The following is an 18,310-nucleotide window of genomic DNA, read 5'->3' on the forward strand; positions in this document are numbered from 1 at the left end:
TTATAAATGATGTCTATACCCGTTACCATTCAAAGTGCTCGATTTCAGTGGGAGTTAAAAACGATTTAGGCAAGGCGTTAATTTTAGAGAATGGTTGTTCCATTGTTCAAATTAATAACGCGGAATAAATCGTTTTTAAACCCATCAAAGAAGCGCTTGAGCAACATCACTTCATCGTTGCTATGACTTATAATGGAACAACCATTATTTCATAACAGCGCCTTGAATTGAAATAGCTCAAGCACTCTGAAACAAGAATATTGAGTGGTAATGGGTATAGCACCGCTAACGTAGTCAGGATTATTCGCTAAGTTGTAGCTTATCGCTTACAACTTGCGCCTTATTACTAAAGACTTAATTTTGTTCCTGACTAGCTTGGCTATTTTCTAGGTGCTATCGTTCGATTTAAACATTACAACACATTTAAATTGCCTTTTCTAGCAAGAAAAAATGGAGAAACCCAATGGCTTTATTTGATTTACCTGATTTTGATGACCACGAGCAAGTTGTATATTGCAGTGATGACGCCAGTGGCCTAAAAGCCATTATTGCGGTGCATAGTACTAAATTAGGAGCTGCCGTAGGCGGTTGTAGAATGTGGGACTATGCTAGCGATGAGGAGGCCCTTATTGATGTATTACGATTATCTAAAGGCATGACCTATAAAAATGCTATGGCCGGACTTAAAATGGGCGGTGGTAAATCGGTAATCATTGGTGATGCAAAAACGCTCAAATCTGAAGCTTTATTTAAAGCGTTTGGCGAAGCTTTAAATGGCTTGAACGGCCGTTATTTTAGTGCCGAAGATGTCAATATCACCACCAGTGATATTGCTATCGCAAACACCGTTACTCCTTTTGTGACCGGCACTGAAGGTAAAAGTGGTAACCCTGCCCCATTCACTGCCCTTGGTACTTTCCTTGGGATAAAAGCATCGGTTAAGCATAAATTTAATAGAGACGATTTGACCGGGCTCAAGGTTGCCGTACAAGGTCTTGGAAGTGTTGGTTATCTTTTATGCGAACACTTACATAATGCCGGTGTTGAACTTGTTATCACTGATATCAATCAAAGTACTTTAGATAATGCTGCCAATGAATTTAATGCCAAAGTGGTTGGTTTAGATGAAATCTATGATCAAGATGTTGATATTTATGCCCCTTGTGCATTAGGTGCCACCATTAATGATCAAACGTTACCTCGCATCAAAGCAAGTATTATTGCGGGTTGTGCTAATAATCAATTAGCCGAACAGCGTCATGATCAAGCCCTGCTCCAGCGAGGAATCTTATATGCGCCCGATTATGTTATAAATGCCGGGGGGATAATCAATGTCTCATTTGAAAATAATTATGATATGGAAAAATCTCGTCAAAAGGTATCAAATATCTATGATACTTTATTAGATATTTACGTTAAGGCTGATATTCAAAATAGACCAACTGGCATCATTGCCGATGAGATGGCGCGTGAAATAATCAAAAATGGTGGTAAATAACGGTACATATATCCTCAGCAACCAACAAAATTATCGATGCTAAACTATAATTTACTATAAGATCCCTTATGGGAAGTGACAATGAAAACGTTGATAATTTTGTTGTTTCTTATATCAGCTCAATGCTTATCGGTTACTACGGTGACAACCACAGGTAAACAAAAAGCAGATGATGCTAGCCATGACTATTTTATTGGTCTGCTGCGACTTGCATTAATAGAAACCTCTGAAGAATATGGCTATGCCGTATTACAAACAGTTCCCTATCCAGGGCAAGAAAGAATGTTAAAACTATTAGCATTAGGGGAATTCTACGATGTAGTGTGGGCTGGTAATTCACATATTCGTGAGGCAGAACTTCACAAAGTCCCTTTTCCATTATTTCGAGGGGGCTTAGGCTGGCGAGGCATGATCATACGCCAACAAGACAGCGAAAGTTTTTCTAGCTTTACCTCAGCCAAAGATCTCAATGAGCTCATTGCCTGCCAAGGATTACATTGGCCAGATGCTGATATTTTAGAGCACGCTGGTTTACCCATTGCGCGTATTGGTTATTTTGATGCCATGCTACAAATGGTAACGTTGAAGCGTTGTGATTATTTACCTTTAAGTATATTTGAAGGCCAAGCTGAGCTTGATGTAGTTCAAAGTAGTTTTCCAAACCTTATATTCTATCAAGACCTCATCATTCAATATCCACTTAGTATGCATTTTTTTGTCAATAGCAATAATAAACTATTAGCCGATAGACTCAACTTAGGCTTGCAGCGCTTATTTAAATCCGGTAGCTATTTCAAATACATGAAAGATCATCCTTTAACCCATCATGCCTTTCCGCTCAGCAAATTTAAAAATTCAAGAGTGATCAAATTAGATAACCCCAATAATAAGAATCAAGCTGAATTAGATAAATATGGTTTGACTTGGCCAAGTAAAAAACAATAAAAACCCAGCATATAGCTGGGTTTTTATTTGCTGCCGTAATAAAGAAATCAGCTGTCTAACTGTTAATTTTCGTCACTAGCAAAGTAATCGAGAGACTAAAATCTTCAGCTTGCTATATTGCTCTCAATATCATTTTATCAATTGACTTTATCTAGAATTAACCGCCCCTCATGTGGTTCAAGTTCATTCCCATAGTCTGTATCATTAGGCGTTCCATATCAGCTAAATCTGTTGAATTACAACTAATCATATCTGCACAAGATTTACCAATAATACGAGTCCCCGTAGTACCCGCAGATTTAGGTGGGTTATTCTTTAATTCCTGAATGGCATCATCAAAAATATCCTCTACACTCGGTGCCGATACAGTGATGACTTCAGTATCGCTATCTTCTGGCCATTGAATTTCGTTTTTATCTTCTAAAGTCACATGAGTCGAACTAGTGCTTTCACTTGGAGTTACAACTGTTAAGTCAGCAATCATGCTTGATACCATTGGGTAATCTTTATGCTGTATTTTGTTATTCTTATGAAGAAAATTAGCATAACTTTGTGCTTTACTATTCTTGGCTAAAATTGCTTTTTCCAACCACTTATCGGACTCTTCTATATCTTTATCGCCAAACTCGCCACTACCGTAACCTAGGGCTAATATAAAAGCCGACTCCCCATGACCTCTGCGAGCTGCTTTTTTCAAATACTTAACACCGTCATCATAATCAATAAAGTCTGGCTCATATAAATAAAATAGCCCCGTGCGATACTGAGCATAAGTAAACTGATATTTTGCCGCCCTACGAAAATATTTTAATGACTTCGACAGATCTTTTTCAGTGCCATAACCTTGATAGTATAGCTCTCCCATAACTGATGAAGCTAAATTAAACTTTCGACTTGCCAACACTTTCCATTTATTAAAATAGTCAACGCACTTAGGCTCTAAGCAAGCTTGAATATTTGAGGCAGAAACTGAATTACTGATACTTAGCACAAAGGCTAGCAGTATTATTTTTAGATAAATCAAAGTAAAATTCCTTTTTATTTTCTTGTGTAATTAAGGTGCAGTCAATAACACTACTCATTATTGTTCGAAAAATCAACAGTACAGATGATTTCACTGATAATCTTTAATAACAGATTGCTTTATTTAACCTTTTTACGTTAGATCTCAGAATCGAGCCAATAAAAAACCAGCATAAAGCTGGTTTTTATAATGCTTAAGACTGAGTGATAAACTCAATCGATTAACTGATATTGCTCACGTAAGATTGACACAATTTCAGCTTTTGGATTATCTGACAAAACAATCTTCTTACCGGTAATTTTTTCAGCGATATCAATATAGGTTTTTGAAACATCCATCAATACTGACAATGGCAGTTTATTGTCACGCGCTAATGCTTCACGTTCATCCATACGGTCTTTATTTAATAAGATATCAGGATCTGGGAAGGTATTTAATAATAGTTGGCGGAAGCCTTCTTTCGAGTTCTCAACGACTTTACCTGCTCGGTATTGTTCGCCATCCCATATACGGGATGAATCAGGAGTGCCAACTTCATCCATATAAATGAGTTTGTCATTACCTGCAGCATCTTTGACATAACCAAACTCAAACTTAGTATCAACAAATACTTGGTCGATGTTAGCTAAAGCGGTCGAGATCACTTCAAAACCTTCGGTCAGTAATTTTTCATATAGGCTAATATCATCAACCGATTTGAAATTAAAGGCCGCAAAGTTATCTTCAATATTTTTACGGGTAATATTTACATCATCAACGGCTGGAACACCGGGAATACCTTCTAAGATACCCTTAGTGGACGGTGTTTGTAATAACTCTGGCAACTTAGTATCTTTCGCTAGCCCTTCAGGCAATTTAATACCACAGAAGTCTCTCTCACCTTTAGTGTATGCACGCCACATTGAACCGGTAATGTATTGACGACAAATAGCTTCAATCATCACTGGCTTTGCTTTTTGTACAATCCATACAAATGGATGAGGAATATCTAAAATATGGCTATCGGCAAGCCCTTTTTCTTTAAATAAATTGAACCAATGATTTGAAATAGCATTAAGTGCCGCGCCTTTACCAGGAACACCACGCATATCATTTTCACCAGACCAGATACAATCAAATGCTGAAATTCTATCGCTAATCACCATAATGGCTAAAGAAGTATCACTGGGGACATCATAGCCCTTCTCTTCGATAAGTCGTTTACTATCCGTTTCGGTTAACCAATAAACAGAACGTACTTTACCGCTGTGTACCGGGGCATCAGTACGGATAGGAAGGTCATTATTAACGGCTAAAACTTTATCAGCTAAGTTCATTATTTATTCTCTTGTATATTCACAGTTGTTTTCAGCTCTTCTGAAAACTTACTGTTTATTAAAGGTATTGTTTAAATAGGATACTGTTTAGTTAATACCAAGTTGATTAAGTTCTTTCCCACTCAGCGAGAGTTAAAGGGTTTAGAGGCAAGGCATTGATTGAAGAGAATGGTTATTCCCTTGTCAAAATCAATAACGCCGCATATGAACCCTTTAAACTCGCCCAAAGGGAGCTTACTCAATGACCACTAACATCGTTAAATTTATGTGGTTTAGAATGACTAGACCTAAACAAATTCGCCTTGTTATTGAACATTGAGTACAGCTCTGAGTTGGGAAGAATTTAATCAAATTGGTATAACATTACTCTTAGCGCTTTCACCGCAATGGTATTTGCCCCTTGTTTTAAATAGGCAATTAAGCTGACATTAAAAGGGCCATCAAATAAGTTTAAATAAAAGGTATGCGCTTAAAAGTAAAAAGGACGCTAAAAAGCGTCCTTTTCTCAAGCTTAACTAAATTTTAGCTAAGCTTACATTCTTTTACTTAAGCAGCTAAAGAAGCTTGCGCTTTTTCAACTAAGAAAGTGAATGCTGCTTTATCGTATACTGCGATGTCAGCTAGGATCTTACGATCAATTTCAATAGAAGCCTTTTTAAGACCATTAATGAACTTGCTGTAAGATAAACCATTTTGACGAGCTGCTGCGTTAATACGAGCGATCCAAAGCTGACGGAATTGACGTTTACGTTGACGACGATCGCGGTAAGCGTATTGACCTGCTTTAGTTACTGCTTGGAAAGCAACACGATAAACACGACTACGTGCACCGTAATAACCTTTAGCTTGCTTTAGAACCTTTTTGTGACGTGCACGAGCTTGTACACCACGTTTTACTCTAGCCATTTTCTATATCTCCTAATTAACCGTGACGTAAAAGTTTTTTAACTGACTTAATGTCAGCTGCGGCGATCATGCTTTTAGCACGAAGATGACGCTTAACTTTAGTACGACGCTTAGTCAAGATATGACGAAGGCCAGCTTGTTTGAACTTGTAGCCATTGGCTGTTTTTTTAAAGCGCTTTGCAGCACCTTTATTCGTTTTCATTTTAGGCATGTGAATAACTCCGCATTTATACCATCTAGGTATATGCCAAATATTAAGTAGCGAGGGCGAAAGTAACCAAGTGAACTTAAATAAGTCTACTAAGCTATTTTACTTGCAAGCCTTTACTACCAGCGTAAAGATAAAGTTGGTGAATAGAAAATCCGAAAATCTTCTATTACTTGTCAAACCAAGTTTTATCTATTTTTAGGGGCTAAGACCATCACCATTTGTCGTCCTTCCGCTCTACGAGGGAAAAACTCAAGTACAGTTAGCTCTGCTAAATCGTTTTTAACACGCGTTAACAAGTCTAAACCGAGTTGTTGATGGGCCATTTCACGGCCACGGAAACGTAATGTTACCTTGACCTTATCGCCGCCTTCTAAAAAGCGTTTCAGGTTGCGTAGTTTTACCTGATAATCGCCTTCATCTGTACCAGGACGGAATTTAATTTCCTTAACCTGTATTTGTTTCTGATTTTTACGTTGTTCTTTTTGTTCTTTAGCTTTTTCATAGATAAACTTGCCGTAATCCATCACACGACAAACCGGTGGTTTAGCGGTAGGGCTAATTTCAACAAGATCAACACCAGCGTCGTCCGCTTGGTCCATTGCTTCATCTAATGTAACGATGCCACCTGGCTCTCCGTCAAATTTAATTAGACGAACTTCATTGCCTAGGATATCTGTAATTAACTCATTTAAACGATGAGCTGGCTCTTTACGCCCGCCTCGTTGTCCACCTTTAATAGCCATGTTCCTCCAAAGAACTTTTTTTTGATTAACTTATATAGTGATATAGTGATATTTCATTCTATTTCGTTGTTGTCAGTGCTTATTAACATTCGTCAATTCTGTGCATCTGCCTAGAAATAAGAAGAAATCTTGGTTATTTAACTTACAAATTGATGTAATTAAATAACCTTAACTTATTTTAACTGTACCAAGTCATTACTGACTTGGTGTTTTTGCATTTATGCCCGTGTTTTTACTTCATCAGATAACTTAGCGATAAAGTCTTCAACCGACATTTTTCCTAAATCTTCACCACTTCGAGTTCGAACAGAAATTTCACCTGATTCCATTTCTTTGTCACCGACAACTAAAAGGTAAGGAACTCTCTTCAAAGTGTGCTCGCGGATTTTAAAGCCTATCTTCTCATTTCTCAAGTCTTGTTTTGCTCTAAAGCCATTTTCTTTTAGTTTTTTAACAATTTGTTCACAATATGGCGCTTGTTTATCAGTAATGTTCATAATTACGGCATGAGTTGGCGATAACCATGTTGGAAACTTACCCGAGAACTCTTCAATTAAAATACCAATAAAGCGCTCTAATGATCCTAATATTGCTCTGTGAATCATCACTGGAGTATATCTTTCGTTGTCTTCACCAACATAAGTGGCGCCTAAACGCTCTGGTAAAGCAAAATCAAGTTGCACTGTACCACATTGCCAAGCTCTTCCTAAACAGTCCATTAACGTAAATTCAATCTTAGGACCGTAAAAAGCACCTTCACCGGGTAAGTATTCGAACTCAATATTACTGTCGGTTAAAGCTTGTGCTAAACCTGCTTCGGCTTTATCCCAAATTTCATCACTACCAATACGATTTTCTGGACGCGTTGATAATTTAACAATGATATCTTTAAAACCAAATGAACTATAAACATCATAAACCATCTCGATACATTTTTTCACTTCATCTTGAACTTGAGATTCCATACAAAAAATATGGGCATCATCTTGAGTGAAACCACGTACGCGCATTAAACCATGTAACGAGCCTGAAGGTTCATTACGATGACAACAACCAAATTCTGCAATACGCAATGGTAAATCACGGTATGATTTCAAACCTTGGTTAAAGATTTGTACATGACCTGGACAGTTCATTGGCTTAATTGCGTACTCACGCTTTTCAGAGGTAGTAGTAAACATACCATCTTTATACTTATCCCAATGACCAGATTTTTCCCAAAGACTTCTGTCCATCATCATTGGTGCTTTCACTTCGTCGTAATCATATTCGTGTAACTTTTCACGAATAAACTTTTCCAATTCCGTGTAGATTGTCCAACCATCGTTATGCCAAAACACCATGCCCGGCGCTTCTTCTTGCCAATGGAATAAATCTAATGTTTTACCTATTTTACGGTGATCGCGTTTTTCAGCTTCCGCTAAACGAACAATGTAAGCTTTTAATTGTTTTTTATCAGCCCATGCTGTGCCATAGATACGTTGCAACATTTTGTTGTCTGAATTGCCACGCCAATAAGCACCGGCAACTTTCATCAATTTAAAATGATGACAATGGCGCATGCTTGGTACATGAGGACCACGACACATATCAACGTATTCTTCATGATGATATAAAGCAGGAGTATCCGTTTTCTCGATGTTTTCATCAAGGATCTGTAATTTATAGCTTTCACCACGTTCAGTGAAGGCGTCATACGCATCTTGCCAAGTACCAGTTTTCTTAACAACTTGATAAGCTGTACGCGCAAGTTCAGTCATGCGTTTTTCAATTTTTACTAAGTCGTCTTCGGTAATTGACTCATCAAGATCAATGTCATAATAAAAGCCATTATCGATCGTAGGACCGATAGCCATTTTAGCATTCGGATATAGTTGTTTTATCGCATGCCCTAATAAATGCGCACATGAGTGACGAATGATTTCAAGGCCTTCACTATCTTTACTGGTGATAAGTTGCAAAGAAACATCTTGAGTAATTAATTCACATGCATCAACAAGGTTTCCATCAATTCGACCTGCAATGGTTGCTTTAGCAAGACCAGGGCCGATATCAAGGGCAACATCCATTACGGATATCGCTTGTTCAAAAGAGCGTTGAGAACCATCAGGGAGAGTAATTACAGGCATGTTTTTCCTTATCAGTGGCGGCGCACACAAAGCGTCGCTTGAATTTTTAATAGTTAAATAAATAAGTGGCATCAGCACTCGCATCAAGCAAATGCTTATAAGTTTTCAATTTGAACAAACCGCACTTATGCTCTTGCATGTGCTTAGCTAACGTTTAAATAGCCCAGTTCATCCTGAACAGAAAAAAGAGCATGTAGCTCTTTTTTGTAAAATTTTATTTTCTAGGCGCAATTGTAAAAGCCTTGTTCTCTTTAAACAAGAGTTTTCAACAACATTAAGTCACTTTTCACAATCTGCTAATAAAAAATAAAATCTAAGCTAGCTTTGAAATAACAGACTTATATTAAAATTGAGGTGATTAATTTTATTTGCCCGTGAAGATAGTATGAAAAACAAACCATTTTTGACCATTCAAATGAAGTCTTTAAAGCTTAACAGAGCAGTCAGTACAAGGCATAGGAACGCAGCAACAATTTGAGCAATTAAAAGGGTTAAATTGTTATTACCGGTAAGGTTTTTGATTTAGTAAAACCATTTTTTCTGAAGTCATAACACAATGATTACCAACAAGTCGGCATAGCTCTTTATCGATAAATCAGTAATAATATTAAACAAACTTCTCGCATAATAGCCAACTAACTAGTGAAAACTCTCTTATTTATTAGTGTAATGCTAGTTTATACTGGCCACCTCCCTGCTTATGCGGAGCAAGCGCCATGGCAGTTATGGAAAAAAAACAGCCTGCAGAGTGTTAGTTTTCGCCCTGTTTTATTAGCTAAAAATCCAATAGATAACAGCGTTGATAAACCCTTAATAGAAATTAAAGCTACCGTGACGGTAAATTCAAGCATTGCTGGCTTCCTGCTTTTTATGGAAAATGTCAGTAATACACCTAATTGGTTAAGTAATGCGAGCGAGAGTGAATTACTTGAGCAGTTTTCTATCAGTGAAAGTATTTTTTATGTGAAAATAGATCACATTTGGCCGCTAAGCCCTAGAATTTTAATACTGCACTCTACTTACAGGCAAAATGAAGATTTGAGTGTTGATATATTTATCAGGGATGCCGTTCTAGAGGTTGGAGGTAGTGCCAAAACATTAAAGATAGAAAATTTAGCACGTTTTTTACGGGTGAAAATTCATAGTGCCTACTGGAAAATCACTCCCAAATTGGCGCTAGGGAAAGACGGCCAGAAAAATATAAATAATTTGCTCATAGAATATCACGTTATCGCTGATGGCCGTGGTGATATACCAAAATGGTTAGCTGATCATTTAGCTTTAAAATCAATTTGGCAGACTATGGGGAATATTAGGCAACAGTTGCCGGCACAAAAGTGGCAACAGCAAAGTATTAACGGCATTACCGAATTAATAAAGACCCCAAAAGCACCGTTGAAAAAATAGGCCTTTAGCCTCACAAAATATTAAGTTACCGGGCAGGCGTATCGAGCTGATGTATCGATAAGCTGCCCGGTAATATTATTGCTCTTGCTCAGCCGTTATCGCTAACGCCATTGCTTCGGCTATTTTGATACCATCGATACCCGCTGACAAAATACCTCCTGCATAACCTGCACCCTCACCTGCCGGATATAAACCTTGGCTGTTAAGACTTTGCAGTGACTCTTTATCACGGGTAATTTGAATCGGTGATGAGGTGCGTGTTTCTACCGCCGTTAATACGGCTTCTGCCATTGAAAAACCGTTAATTTTTTTATCAAAAGCAGGTAATGCTTCCCTTATGGCGTTAATAGCAAATTCAGGTAAGGTTTCGCTTAAATCACAATAAGTAACGCCGGGCTTATAAGACGGAGAAACGCTGCCATGTTGACCGCTTTGTCGCCCTGCAAGAAAGTCACCGACAAGCTGCACCGGCGCGTCATAATTTTCGCCACCCAGTTTAAAGGCCTTTTCTTCTAATTTACGTTGAAAATCCATACCGGCAAGAACGTGATCGCGATCACTGGCAAACTCACCACTGATGGTCTTGTCACTAAAGTCTGACGGTTCAATACCAACCACAATTGCGCTATTAGCATTACGTTCATGGCGTGAGTATTGACTCATGCCATTGGTAACGAGACGACCCGCTTCTGATGCCGCCGCAACAACCGTACCACCTGGGCACATACAAAAACTATAAACCGAGCGGCCATTACTACAATGATGCACTAGTTTATAATCTGCAGAGCCTAAAATTTCATTGCCGGCATTGTTACCAAAACGCGCTTCATCAATCACCGATTGTTCATGTTCAATACGAAAACCAACAGAGAAAGGTTTAGCTTTCATGTAAACACCTTCATCAAATATCATTTTAAAGGTATCACGCGCACTGTGACCGATTGCTAAAGCGATATGATTGGTTTCAATATGCTCGCCACTTGATAATGTTAGCCCCGTTACTTTTTGATTTTGGTAACCTTCAATCCCTTGGGTAGTACATTCATTACCATCGACATCGGTAAAATGAATAGTATCAACGCGCTGATTAAATCGAACTTCTCCGCCCAATTCGAAAATTTTAGCGCGCATTTTCTCAACCATAGTGACTAATTTAAAAGTACCTATATGAGGCTTACTAACATATAAAATCTCTTCAGGTGCACCTGCAGTAACGAATTCATGCAATACTTTACGACTATAATGTTTAGGGTCTTTAACCTGACTATAAAGCTTACCATCTGAAAAAGTTCCCGCGCCACCTTCACCAAACTGTACATTAGACTCAGTGTTTAATATTTTTTTACGCCAGAAACCAAAGGTATCCTTAGTGCGCTGTCTTACTTCTTGACCACGCTCTAAAATAATTGGGTTAAAGCCCATTTGAGCTAATACAAGTCCAACAAACAAACCACAAGGACCCATACCAATAACGACCGGACGATTTTTAAGACTTTTGGGCGCTTGGCAAACAAATTTATAGGCCATATCAGGCGTAACTTTTACTTGCGTATCATCCTCAAATTTTATCAACAATTCCTCATTGATATTCGTTTCAACATCTAAGGTATATATGAGGACTATTTTATTTTTCTTACGTGCATCATAACCGCGTTTAAAAACGGTAAAGTTTATCACTTGGGTATTTTCAATAGATAATTTAGTTAAAATCGCTTGTTCAAGTTCATGCTCTTGATGATCAAGGGCGAGTTTAATATTAGTTAAACGAATCATTCTTTAAGATCCAGCGTAGGAAGAGTAATATTTTCCACTATTTTACCTGTACGTCACCATTTTAGAAACAAGAGATTGAAATTGCGCTCAACAAAGGTATGATCCACCCTACTGTTCAGACAATAATTAACAAATTTTAGATAACACTATGGCATTTGTAGTAACCGATAACTGTATCTTATGTAAATACACTGACTGTGTCGCAGTGTGTCCTGTTGATGCTTTTTATGAAGGACCTAATTTTTTAGTTATTAGCCCTGATGATTGCATTGATTGTGATTTATGTCCCGTTGAATGTCCTGCCGATGCTATTTTTCAAGAAGATGAAGTACCTAAAGATCAGCAAGAGTTTATTGAACTTAATGCCGAATTATCAAAACACTGGCCTAGAATAACCGAAATTAAAGCGCCTTTAAGCCAAGCAAAAAAATGGGATGGCGTAACAGATAAGATCCAGTATTTGGATACGCAAACAGATGACTAACCCTGAGCCTTGTCAACCAAACACAATCTAAAGGAAAGCAGCTATACTGAAATAATTACCCTTTGGAGATAACTATGTGGCAATGCATTGAACAAGCCATTGGCATTGAAACTGGTAAGCCATTTTATATTTCTCAAAAACAAGAAATATCAACCAGGGGTGCTAATGCCTCTTCATTCACCAACTTGCTTGATAATAATGAGCCGCCATTAAATTTATCCTTTAAAATATCTGATGGTAAACAAAGTTATTTTTTAAAGATAAATAACAAAGAGCATTTAGATAACTTTCACGCCGAAGCTTATTCATTAAAGCAACTAAATGCCCTAGCAAATATAGCAACGCCAAAAGTAACCACCATTGGAACGAGCTTAGATAAAAGTTTTTTAGTACTCGACTATGTAGACTTTAGTAAAGCAAAGCCAATGCTCTGGTACCAACTGGGTCAACAACTCGCTCAAATGCATTATGAAACTCGCCATGGACAGTTTGGTTGGCAACATGATAATTTCATTGGTAACACCATTCAACCCAATCATTGGAGCAGTAACTGGACCACTTTTTTTGCTGAACAACGAATTGGTTGGCAATTACAATTACTGTCCGAGCGAGCCATTGTGTTAGGCAACATCGACCATATCAGCCAAGTTTGTCATGACGCATTGCTTCATCATCAAGCAACGCCATGTTTAGTGCACGGCGATTTATGGCAAGGTAATACCGGGTTTAGCGGTGAACAAGTGATGTTCTTTGACCCTGCCTGCTATTATGGTGACCGAGAAGTTGATATTGCCATGACCGAATTATTTGGTCATTTTCCTGCGGAATTCTATCGTGGTTACCAAGCAGAATACCCGCTGGATGATGGCTATGGTCAAAGAAAGTTAGTCTATAATTTTTATCATATTCTAAACCACGCCAATATTTTCGGTGGTATTTATATTGAGCAAGCAAAAGCGACGCTATCTCGTATTATGTCACTGCCTTTGCACTAGAGCCTTTGATTTAAGATACCTTGTAGATCAAAGGACTGTAGATTAACACCCGAAAGCCGGCACTATTTTTGGTAATTTAATTAAAAATAGTCATACTCAATGAAGAAGACAAGATACTTCAAAACATTTGTTATTATCGTCGTGGAGGCTGTATGACCAATAAGCTCAGTGAAAAACGAATTACTTGCCCTCACTGTGGCCACCATTTGCAGGTCACGTTAGACTCATCAGGGGGTGATCAAGACTATTATGATGAATGCCCTGCTTGCTGCATGGAAATTCATTACAATCTACATGTTGACGAATACCGAAAGAAGATACAATTGACAGTAGACAGTGATGATGAACAAGTCTTTTAGTTTATCTATACTCCCCCTCAATACGCCTAGCTAAACTCGCCTTTACACAGCTAGGTTAACTTTACTTTAAGACATTTTTTGCCTTGTTTGCTTAAGCTATCTCATCTATGATGCTTGCCGTTAAACGAGAGTCTATATTCGTTACCCCCCCTTCTTCTTATTAAAGTTACCGATGACATGAACTTAGCTGATTTTCGCACCCATAGTAAGAGTTTATTAAAACTCACTTACCCCATTTTAATCGCGCAATTAATCCAAAATTTAATGGGTTTTGTCGATATTGTAATGGCGGGACGTGTCAGTGCTACCGATTTGGCCGCTGTTGCCGTAGCGAACAGTATTTGGCTACCGCTGATACTGACCATTTACGGATTAATTATGGCCCTTGCTGCCATTGTTTCTCAACTTTCCGGAGCAAAAAAATATACCGATATAGTAGAGCAAACCTATCAAACCGCTTGGATAGCTTTAGCTCTGGGCATATCACTAATCGCGCTTTACTACCTTTTAACCCCCATTATCAGCCCCTTAATTACCTTAGAAGATAATCTTGATGTATTAATGTTTGACTATCTAGGCTTTATTGTTTGGGGTGCGCCTGGTTATTGTATCTATTTAGTGCTGAGAAACTACTCTGAAGGCCTTTCATATACCAAGCCCACTATGATTATTAGCATCATTGGTTTATTGGTTAATATTCCAGCAAATTATATATTTATCTATGGTAAATTCGGTATGCCTGCCCTTGGTGGCGCTGGCTGCGGATTAGCAACCGCGTTAGTTTACTGGTCAATGTGTATCAGCATGCTTATTTATTGCTTTTATTCGCAAGTATTGAAAAAAGCTAACTTATTCAGTGCTTTTTATTGGCCAGTATGGGCTGAAATAAAAGCTATTCTTGCGCTTGGTATTCCTATCGCCTTGTCATTACTTTTTGAAGTAAGTCTCTTTGCTATAGTTGCAATCATTCTCGTGCCCTTTGGCGCCCAAGTTGTCGCCAGTCATCAAGTTGCTTTAAACTTTACTGGTTTGGTGTTTATGGTGCCATTAAGCATCGCTATGGCAACAACCATTAAAGTAGGCTTTGCTATTGGTAATAAAAACTACCAACAAGCAAGAGACTATACTTTGTACTCAATTATACTTGGTTTGTCGCTCGCTTGTTTTACCGCGCTAATTACCGTGCTATTTAGAACGCAAATTGCAGGTATTTACAGTACCGAGGCTCCAGTGATAGAACTCGCTGCGAGTTTAATGTTACTGGCTACTATTTATCAATTTTCAGATACCATTCAAGTTGTCTCCGCCGGTGCATTACGGGGTTACAAAGACACCAAGTCAATATTATATATTACCTTCGTATCTTATTGGGTCGTTGGTTTGTCGGCAGGTTTAATGCTAGGTGTCACCGACTGGATTGTTCCTAAAATGGGACCCTACGGTTTTTGGATAGGATTTATTGTTGGTTTAACCACGGCAGCCATATTACTTGCTTGGCGTTTACACGTTATTCAACAACGTATTCAAAAGCGTGAGTTATTGCAGGAAGATGAAAATCAAGAAGTGCAAATTTAATACAATGGCCTCATATTCAAGCACTTTGTTTATTTAACAAACAAGTAGAACTTATTTATCAATGAATTAAGCAAAACTACTTGCAAGGCGATTAAGCAAAAGCTAACATAGCGCTCGTTGAGTTATCAACATCTGCTCGCTTAGCTCAGTTGGTTAGAGTACTTGCATGACATGCAAGGTGTCACAGGTTCGAGTCCCGTAGCGAGCACCAAATTAGGGTTTAATAACCCTCTAAAAGAACCCGTAAAGCCCATAACCAAAGGTTTCACGGGTTTTTTTATGTCCTAAGCTATTTTATGCTGTTCTTTGAAATCCACACTTTTTAGTAGTACTGTTAGTAGTACCAGTTGAAAATACAACAAAGCGGTACTACTAAAATGGCTAGAGGCGTTACCCCACTTACTAACACCGAAGTAAAACAAGCAAAACCTAAAGATAAGCTTTATAAGCTTGCAGACGGTGGCGGCTTACAATTAAGAGTTAAGCCAACAGGCGCTAAATCTTGGTTATTTGATTACTTTAAGCCTATAACTAAAAAACGTACTTCAATAGGCTTTGGTATTTACCCTGAAGTTTCTTTAGCTGAAGCCAGAAAAAAACGTGTAGCCGCAAGAGAGCTTTTAGCTAAAGATATTGATCCCAAAGAACATAAAGACGATAAACACCGCGAACAATTACTTTCCGCCAGCAATACCTTTAAAAGTGTAGCGACTGATTGGTTTGCTATAAAGCAAACGACCATTGCAGAAAATACCGCTAAAAGCTTATGGCGCAAGTTTGAAAACCACGTATTCCCCAAACTAGGCCACAGGCCAATAGATAAAATATTAGCGCCTGAGGCCATTGAAGCGTTAAAACCCTTAGCGGCTAAAGGTAACTTAGAAACAACTGGTAAAATCATCGGTCATTTAAACAATGTAATGACTCATGCGGTTAATACGGGGATATTACACCACAACCCTTTATCGGGTATCCGTAGCGCCTTTCAAGCCCCTAAAGTAACTAATATGGCAACCATTAGACCTAATGAGCTTGGTAAACTAATGAGTGATATAAGCTACGCCAGCATTAAACTAATAACTCGATGTTTACTTGAATGGCAATTGCATACCATGACACGTCCTAGTGAAAGTGCAAAAGCACAGTGGTCAGAAATAGACTTTGAAAATATGCTTTGGACTATACCTGCTGAGCGAATGAAAATGAGGCTTGAACATAAAGTCCCATTAACACCTCAAACTATTGAGATTTTAACTCGATTAAAACCGATCAGTGGTGACAGAACACACCTATTCCCTTCTTATATAAACCATCACAAACATTGTAATGTTGAATCAGCTAACAAAGCATTGAGCCGTATGGGCTATAAAAATAGGCTCGTTGCACATGGTTTACGTGCTTTAGCTAGTACAACCTTAAATGAACTAGGCCATGATCCTGATGTGATTGAAGCCGCCCTAGCCCATGTTGATAAAAATGAAGTACGCCGCGCATATAACCGCGCGGAATATCTTGAACGTAGACGGGTGTTAATGTGTTGGTGGTCACAACACATTGAAAATGCTGCAACGGGTAAAATCAGCAATCAGGATAATATTAAGCGCTTCAATGTAGTTTGATGAAGAGGCTACCCTTTACCAACCAATACACTGTTAACTATTAGATACAACCTTGATAAGGTTTCTGTCCGCGAATACAAATAATTAATGATATTATAAATTACTAAATGTGATTTAATATTAAAGTGGTATAAAATTAAGAATGACACCACAGTTATTTGTTCGTATCACAAAACCAATGACGGTAAATCTAATTCCTCATATTGCTTTTTATACTTTTCAGCTAATGATGGATTCACCGAATATACAAAAGAAATCATACCGTTCATATGATTTGAAAAACCAACTATTGAATTATATTTATTTTTTTCGCAATGATTAACAACTCCATATTTTTTACAATAATATAAATCTGCTTTAATTTTGTCCCTTAACTCTCTTGTTAATGATGGCTTATTTCCATTAACATTTAAACCAGTCACGATTTTCCTTGCGCCAGGAGGGATAATCCTTGTTTTCTTTTTGTTTATTTCAAAGCCGAATTTTTTCAATTCATTTGAAACTTGGCATTTAAAACCCAAAACTTTTGCTCGAGATGAGTTGTTGAAGGAAAAGGTTAAATCATCCGCGTACCTTGTATAACAGGCCGAGTATTTCAAAGATAACATGAATAATATTTCATCTAACTTTTCGCATATTAGATTCGATAAGGCAGGACTGGTAGGGGCTCCCTGAGGCAAACTACCAACACGGAATGAACCATACTCTTCAATTTTGTATTGTTTATTTGTGTTATTCCACCTACGTAGGGGTCTCTTGTCATCAATTTTTGTACACAATCTTGCTAGTTCAAATGACAGCAGTGAAGAATAGTTCATATATTTAAAAACATAATAAACTTGACGTTCAGAACAGTTATGAAAAAAGTCACAAATATCTAACTTTAATAACCACTCTGACTCACAATGAGGTAAAGCATTATCAACAATTGATTCCCCTCTTTTATATGCTTTAGCTGCTTCATGAACATCTGCATCAGCCAAAATATTTCTAGCAATCCATGATTGAACTTTTTTCAATACAGGGTGAGGTGCGTGAATAGTTCTATGCCCTCCAGTTCTTTTTTTTATGCTAAATGTTCGATAATGAGGCTCAATATTAGAAAAATATCCTTTTCTCGATACAAATTCATGAAGAGTAGAGTATTGAGTGTCAGTAACGTTTGCTAGATGAGATAGTGTGAATATAACAGGCTTATGTTTTGAATTTATGGCTTTACCACTTTGAACCAACGTTAATAGGTAATCAGGTTCAAAGCCTTTATCTACTCCATTACGGTGGTAGATATTAGGGTTCCATCGATTCATCTACTTAACCTCACGAAGT

Annotated in this window: 16 protein-coding genes and 1 tRNA gene; 9 read left to right on the forward strand and 8 right to left on the reverse strand. The window is 37.9% G+C overall.

Annotated elements, in window-relative coordinates; all coding sequences use genetic code 11:
- The first annotated feature begins 463 nt into the window (after positions 1 to 463).
- Positions 464 to 1,498: a Leu/Phe/Val dehydrogenase gene (locus tag F580_RS0117945; protein ID WP_019029130.1), complete on the forward strand. Its 1,035-nt coding sequence runs from the start codon at positions 464 to 466 to the stop codon at positions 1,496 to 1,498.
- An 81-nt stretch (positions 1,499 to 1,579) separates the two neighbouring features.
- Positions 1,580 to 2,443 carry a type 2 periplasmic-binding domain-containing protein gene (locus F580_RS0117950; RefSeq protein ID WP_019029131.1) on the forward strand — a complete coding sequence of 288 codons (864 nt, stop codon included), beginning with the start codon at positions 1,580 to 1,582 and terminating at the stop codon, positions 2,441 to 2,443.
- Between the two features lie 157 nt (positions 2,444 to 2,600).
- Here F580_RS0117950 and F580_RS0117955 read toward each other — a convergent pair whose 3' ends face one another.
- The 6 genes from F580_RS0117955 to thrS all read right to left on the reverse strand — a co-directional run bounded on the left by F580_RS0117955 (position 2,601) and on the right by thrS (position 8,772).
- On the reverse strand, positions 2,601 to 3,467 hold the full coding sequence (locus F580_RS0117955; protein WP_019029132.1) for a tetratricopeptide repeat protein: 867 nt from the start codon (positions 3,465 to 3,467) through the stop codon (positions 2,601 to 2,603).
- A gap of 212 nt (positions 3,468 to 3,679) precedes the next feature.
- Positions 3,680 to 4,783 carry a phosphoribosylaminoimidazolesuccinocarboxamide synthase gene (locus F580_RS0117960; RefSeq protein WP_019029133.1) on the reverse strand — a complete coding sequence of 368 codons (1,104 nt, stop codon included), beginning with the start codon at positions 4,781 to 4,783 and terminating at the stop codon, positions 3,680 to 3,682.
- A gap of 546 nt (positions 4,784 to 5,329) precedes the next feature.
- Positions 5,330 to 5,689 carry a 50S ribosomal protein L20 gene (gene rplT, locus F580_RS0117965; RefSeq protein WP_019029134.1) on the reverse strand — a complete coding sequence of 120 codons (360 nt, stop codon included), beginning with the start codon at positions 5,687 to 5,689 and terminating at the stop codon, positions 5,330 to 5,332.
- 16 nt (positions 5,690 to 5,705) lie between these two features.
- Complete coding sequence (gene rpmI / locus F580_RS0117970) at positions 5,706 to 5,900, reverse strand: 50S ribosomal protein L35 (protein WP_019029135.1); 195 nt, start codon at positions 5,898 to 5,900, stop codon at positions 5,706 to 5,708.
- Positions 5,901 to 6,085: 185 nt separating this feature from the next.
- Positions 6,086 to 6,643 carry a translation initiation factor IF-3 gene (infC, locus tag F580_RS0117975; protein ID WP_019029136.1) on the reverse strand — a complete coding sequence of 186 codons (558 nt, stop codon included), beginning with the start codon at positions 6,641 to 6,643 and terminating at the stop codon, positions 6,086 to 6,088.
- A gap of 218 nt (positions 6,644 to 6,861) precedes the next feature.
- Positions 6,862 to 8,772, reverse strand: coding sequence for a threonine--tRNA ligase (gene thrS / locus F580_RS0117980; protein ID WP_019029137.1), 1,911 nt, complete (start codon positions 8,770 to 8,772; stop codon positions 6,862 to 6,864).
- 642 nt (positions 8,773 to 9,414) lie between these two features.
- Between thrS and F580_RS0117990 the strand changes: the two genes are divergently transcribed.
- Positions 9,415 to 10,179: an SRPBCC family protein gene (locus F580_RS0117990; protein ID WP_019029139.1), complete on the forward strand. Its 765-nt coding sequence runs from the start codon at positions 9,415 to 9,417 to the stop codon at positions 10,177 to 10,179.
- A 75-nt stretch (positions 10,180 to 10,254) separates the two neighbouring features.
- Here F580_RS0117990 and F580_RS0117995 read toward each other — a convergent pair whose 3' ends face one another.
- Positions 10,255 to 11,952, reverse strand: coding sequence for an NAD(P)/FAD-dependent oxidoreductase (locus F580_RS0117995; RefSeq protein ID WP_019029140.1), 1,698 nt, complete (start codon positions 11,950 to 11,952; stop codon positions 10,255 to 10,257).
- A 148-nt stretch (positions 11,953 to 12,100) separates the two neighbouring features.
- Between F580_RS0117995 and fdxA the strand changes: the two genes are divergently transcribed.
- The 6 genes from fdxA to F580_RS0118020 all read left to right on the forward strand — a co-directional run bounded on the left by fdxA (position 12,101) and on the right by F580_RS0118020 (position 16,984).
- On the forward strand, positions 12,101 to 12,436 hold the full coding sequence (gene fdxA / locus F580_RS0118000) for a ferredoxin FdxA (RefSeq protein WP_019029141.1): 336 nt from the start codon (positions 12,101 to 12,103) through the stop codon (positions 12,434 to 12,436).
- Between the two features lie 74 nt (positions 12,437 to 12,510).
- Complete coding sequence (locus F580_RS0118005; protein ID WP_019029142.1) at positions 12,511 to 13,431, forward strand: fructosamine kinase family protein; 921 nt, start codon at positions 12,511 to 12,513, stop codon at positions 13,429 to 13,431.
- A 152-nt stretch (positions 13,432 to 13,583) separates the two neighbouring features.
- Positions 13,584 to 13,790: a CPXCG motif-containing cysteine-rich protein gene (locus F580_RS26075; protein ID WP_083927016.1), complete on the forward strand. Its 207-nt coding sequence runs from the start codon at positions 13,584 to 13,586 to the stop codon at positions 13,788 to 13,790.
- A 177-nt stretch (positions 13,791 to 13,967) separates the two neighbouring features.
- The gene (locus tag F580_RS24920) at positions 13,968 to 15,365 is read left to right on the forward strand and encodes an MATE family efflux transporter (protein ID WP_019029143.1); all 1,398 of its coding nucleotides are present in this window, start codon (positions 13,968 to 13,970) and stop codon (positions 15,363 to 15,365) included.
- Between the two features lie 134 nt (positions 15,366 to 15,499).
- Positions 15,500 to 15,576: transfer RNA gene (locus F580_RS0118015), tRNA-Val, on the forward strand.
- A 166-nt stretch (positions 15,577 to 15,742) separates the two neighbouring features.
- A complete protein-coding gene (locus F580_RS0118020; RefSeq protein ID WP_019029144.1) occupies positions 15,743 to 16,984 on the forward strand; it encodes an integrase domain-containing protein in 1,242 nt (413 codons plus the stop codon).
- Between the two features lie 167 nt (positions 16,985 to 17,151).
- Here F580_RS0118020 and F580_RS0118025 read toward each other — a convergent pair whose 3' ends face one another.
- The gene (locus F580_RS0118025) at positions 17,152 to 18,291 is read right to left on the reverse strand and encodes a reverse transcriptase family protein (protein WP_019029145.1); all 1,140 of its coding nucleotides are present in this window, start codon (positions 18,289 to 18,291) and stop codon (positions 17,152 to 17,154) included.
- Positions 18,292 to 18,310: the final 19 nt, after the last annotated feature.

The organism is Colwellia piezophila ATCC BAA-637, assembly GCF_000378625.1.
Taxonomy (GTDB): domain Bacteria; phylum Pseudomonadota; class Gammaproteobacteria; order Enterobacterales; family Alteromonadaceae; genus Colwellia; species Colwellia piezophila.

Excerpts from the sequence above, each read along its gene's own strand:
- F580_RS0117945 (WP_019029130.1), top strand. The coding sequence starts at position 464 with ATGGCTTTATTTGATTTACCTGATTTTGATGACCACGAGCAAGTTGTA.
- F580_RS0118025 (WP_019029145.1), bottom strand. The coding sequence starts at position 18,291 with ATGAATCGATGGAACCCTAATATCTACCACCGTAATGGAGTAGATAAA.
- F580_RS0117995 (WP_019029140.1), bottom strand. The coding sequence starts at position 11,952 with ATGATTCGTTTAACTAATATTAAACTCGCCCTTGATCATCAAGAGCAT.
- F580_RS0118005 (WP_019029142.1), top strand. The coding sequence starts at position 12,511 with ATGTGGCAATGCATTGAACAAGCCATTGGCATTGAAACTGGTAAGCCA.
- rplT (WP_019029134.1), bottom strand. The coding sequence starts at position 5,689 with ATGGCTAGAGTAAAACGTGGTGTACAAGCTCGTGCACGTCACAAAAAG.
- infC (WP_019029136.1), bottom strand. The coding sequence starts at position 6,643 with ATGGCTATTAAAGGTGGACAACGAGGCGGGCGTAAAGAGCCAGCTCAT.
- F580_RS0117960 (WP_019029133.1), bottom strand. The coding sequence starts at position 4,783 with ATGAACTTAGCTGATAAAGTTTTAGCCGTTAATAATGACCTTCCTATC.
- F580_RS0118020 (WP_019029144.1), top strand. The coding sequence starts at position 15,743 with ATGGCTAGAGGCGTTACCCCACTTACTAACACCGAAGTAAAACAAGCA.
- F580_RS24920 (WP_019029143.1), top strand. The coding sequence starts at position 13,968 with ATGAACTTAGCTGATTTTCGCACCCATAGTAAGAGTTTATTAAAACTC.
- rpmI (WP_019029135.1), bottom strand. The coding sequence starts at position 5,900 with ATGCCTAAAATGAAAACGAATAAAGGTGCTGCAAAGCGCTTTAAAAAA.
- F580_RS26075 (WP_083927016.1), top strand. The coding sequence starts at position 13,584 with ATGACCAATAAGCTCAGTGAAAAACGAATTACTTGCCCTCACTGTGGC.
- thrS (WP_019029137.1), bottom strand. The coding sequence starts at position 8,772 with ATGCCTGTAATTACTCTCCCTGATGGTTCTCAACGCTCTTTTGAACAA.
- fdxA (WP_019029141.1), top strand. The coding sequence starts at position 12,101 with ATGGCATTTGTAGTAACCGATAACTGTATCTTATGTAAATACACTGAC.
- F580_RS0117950 (WP_019029131.1), top strand. The coding sequence starts at position 1,580 with ATGAAAACGTTGATAATTTTGTTGTTTCTTATATCAGCTCAATGCTTA.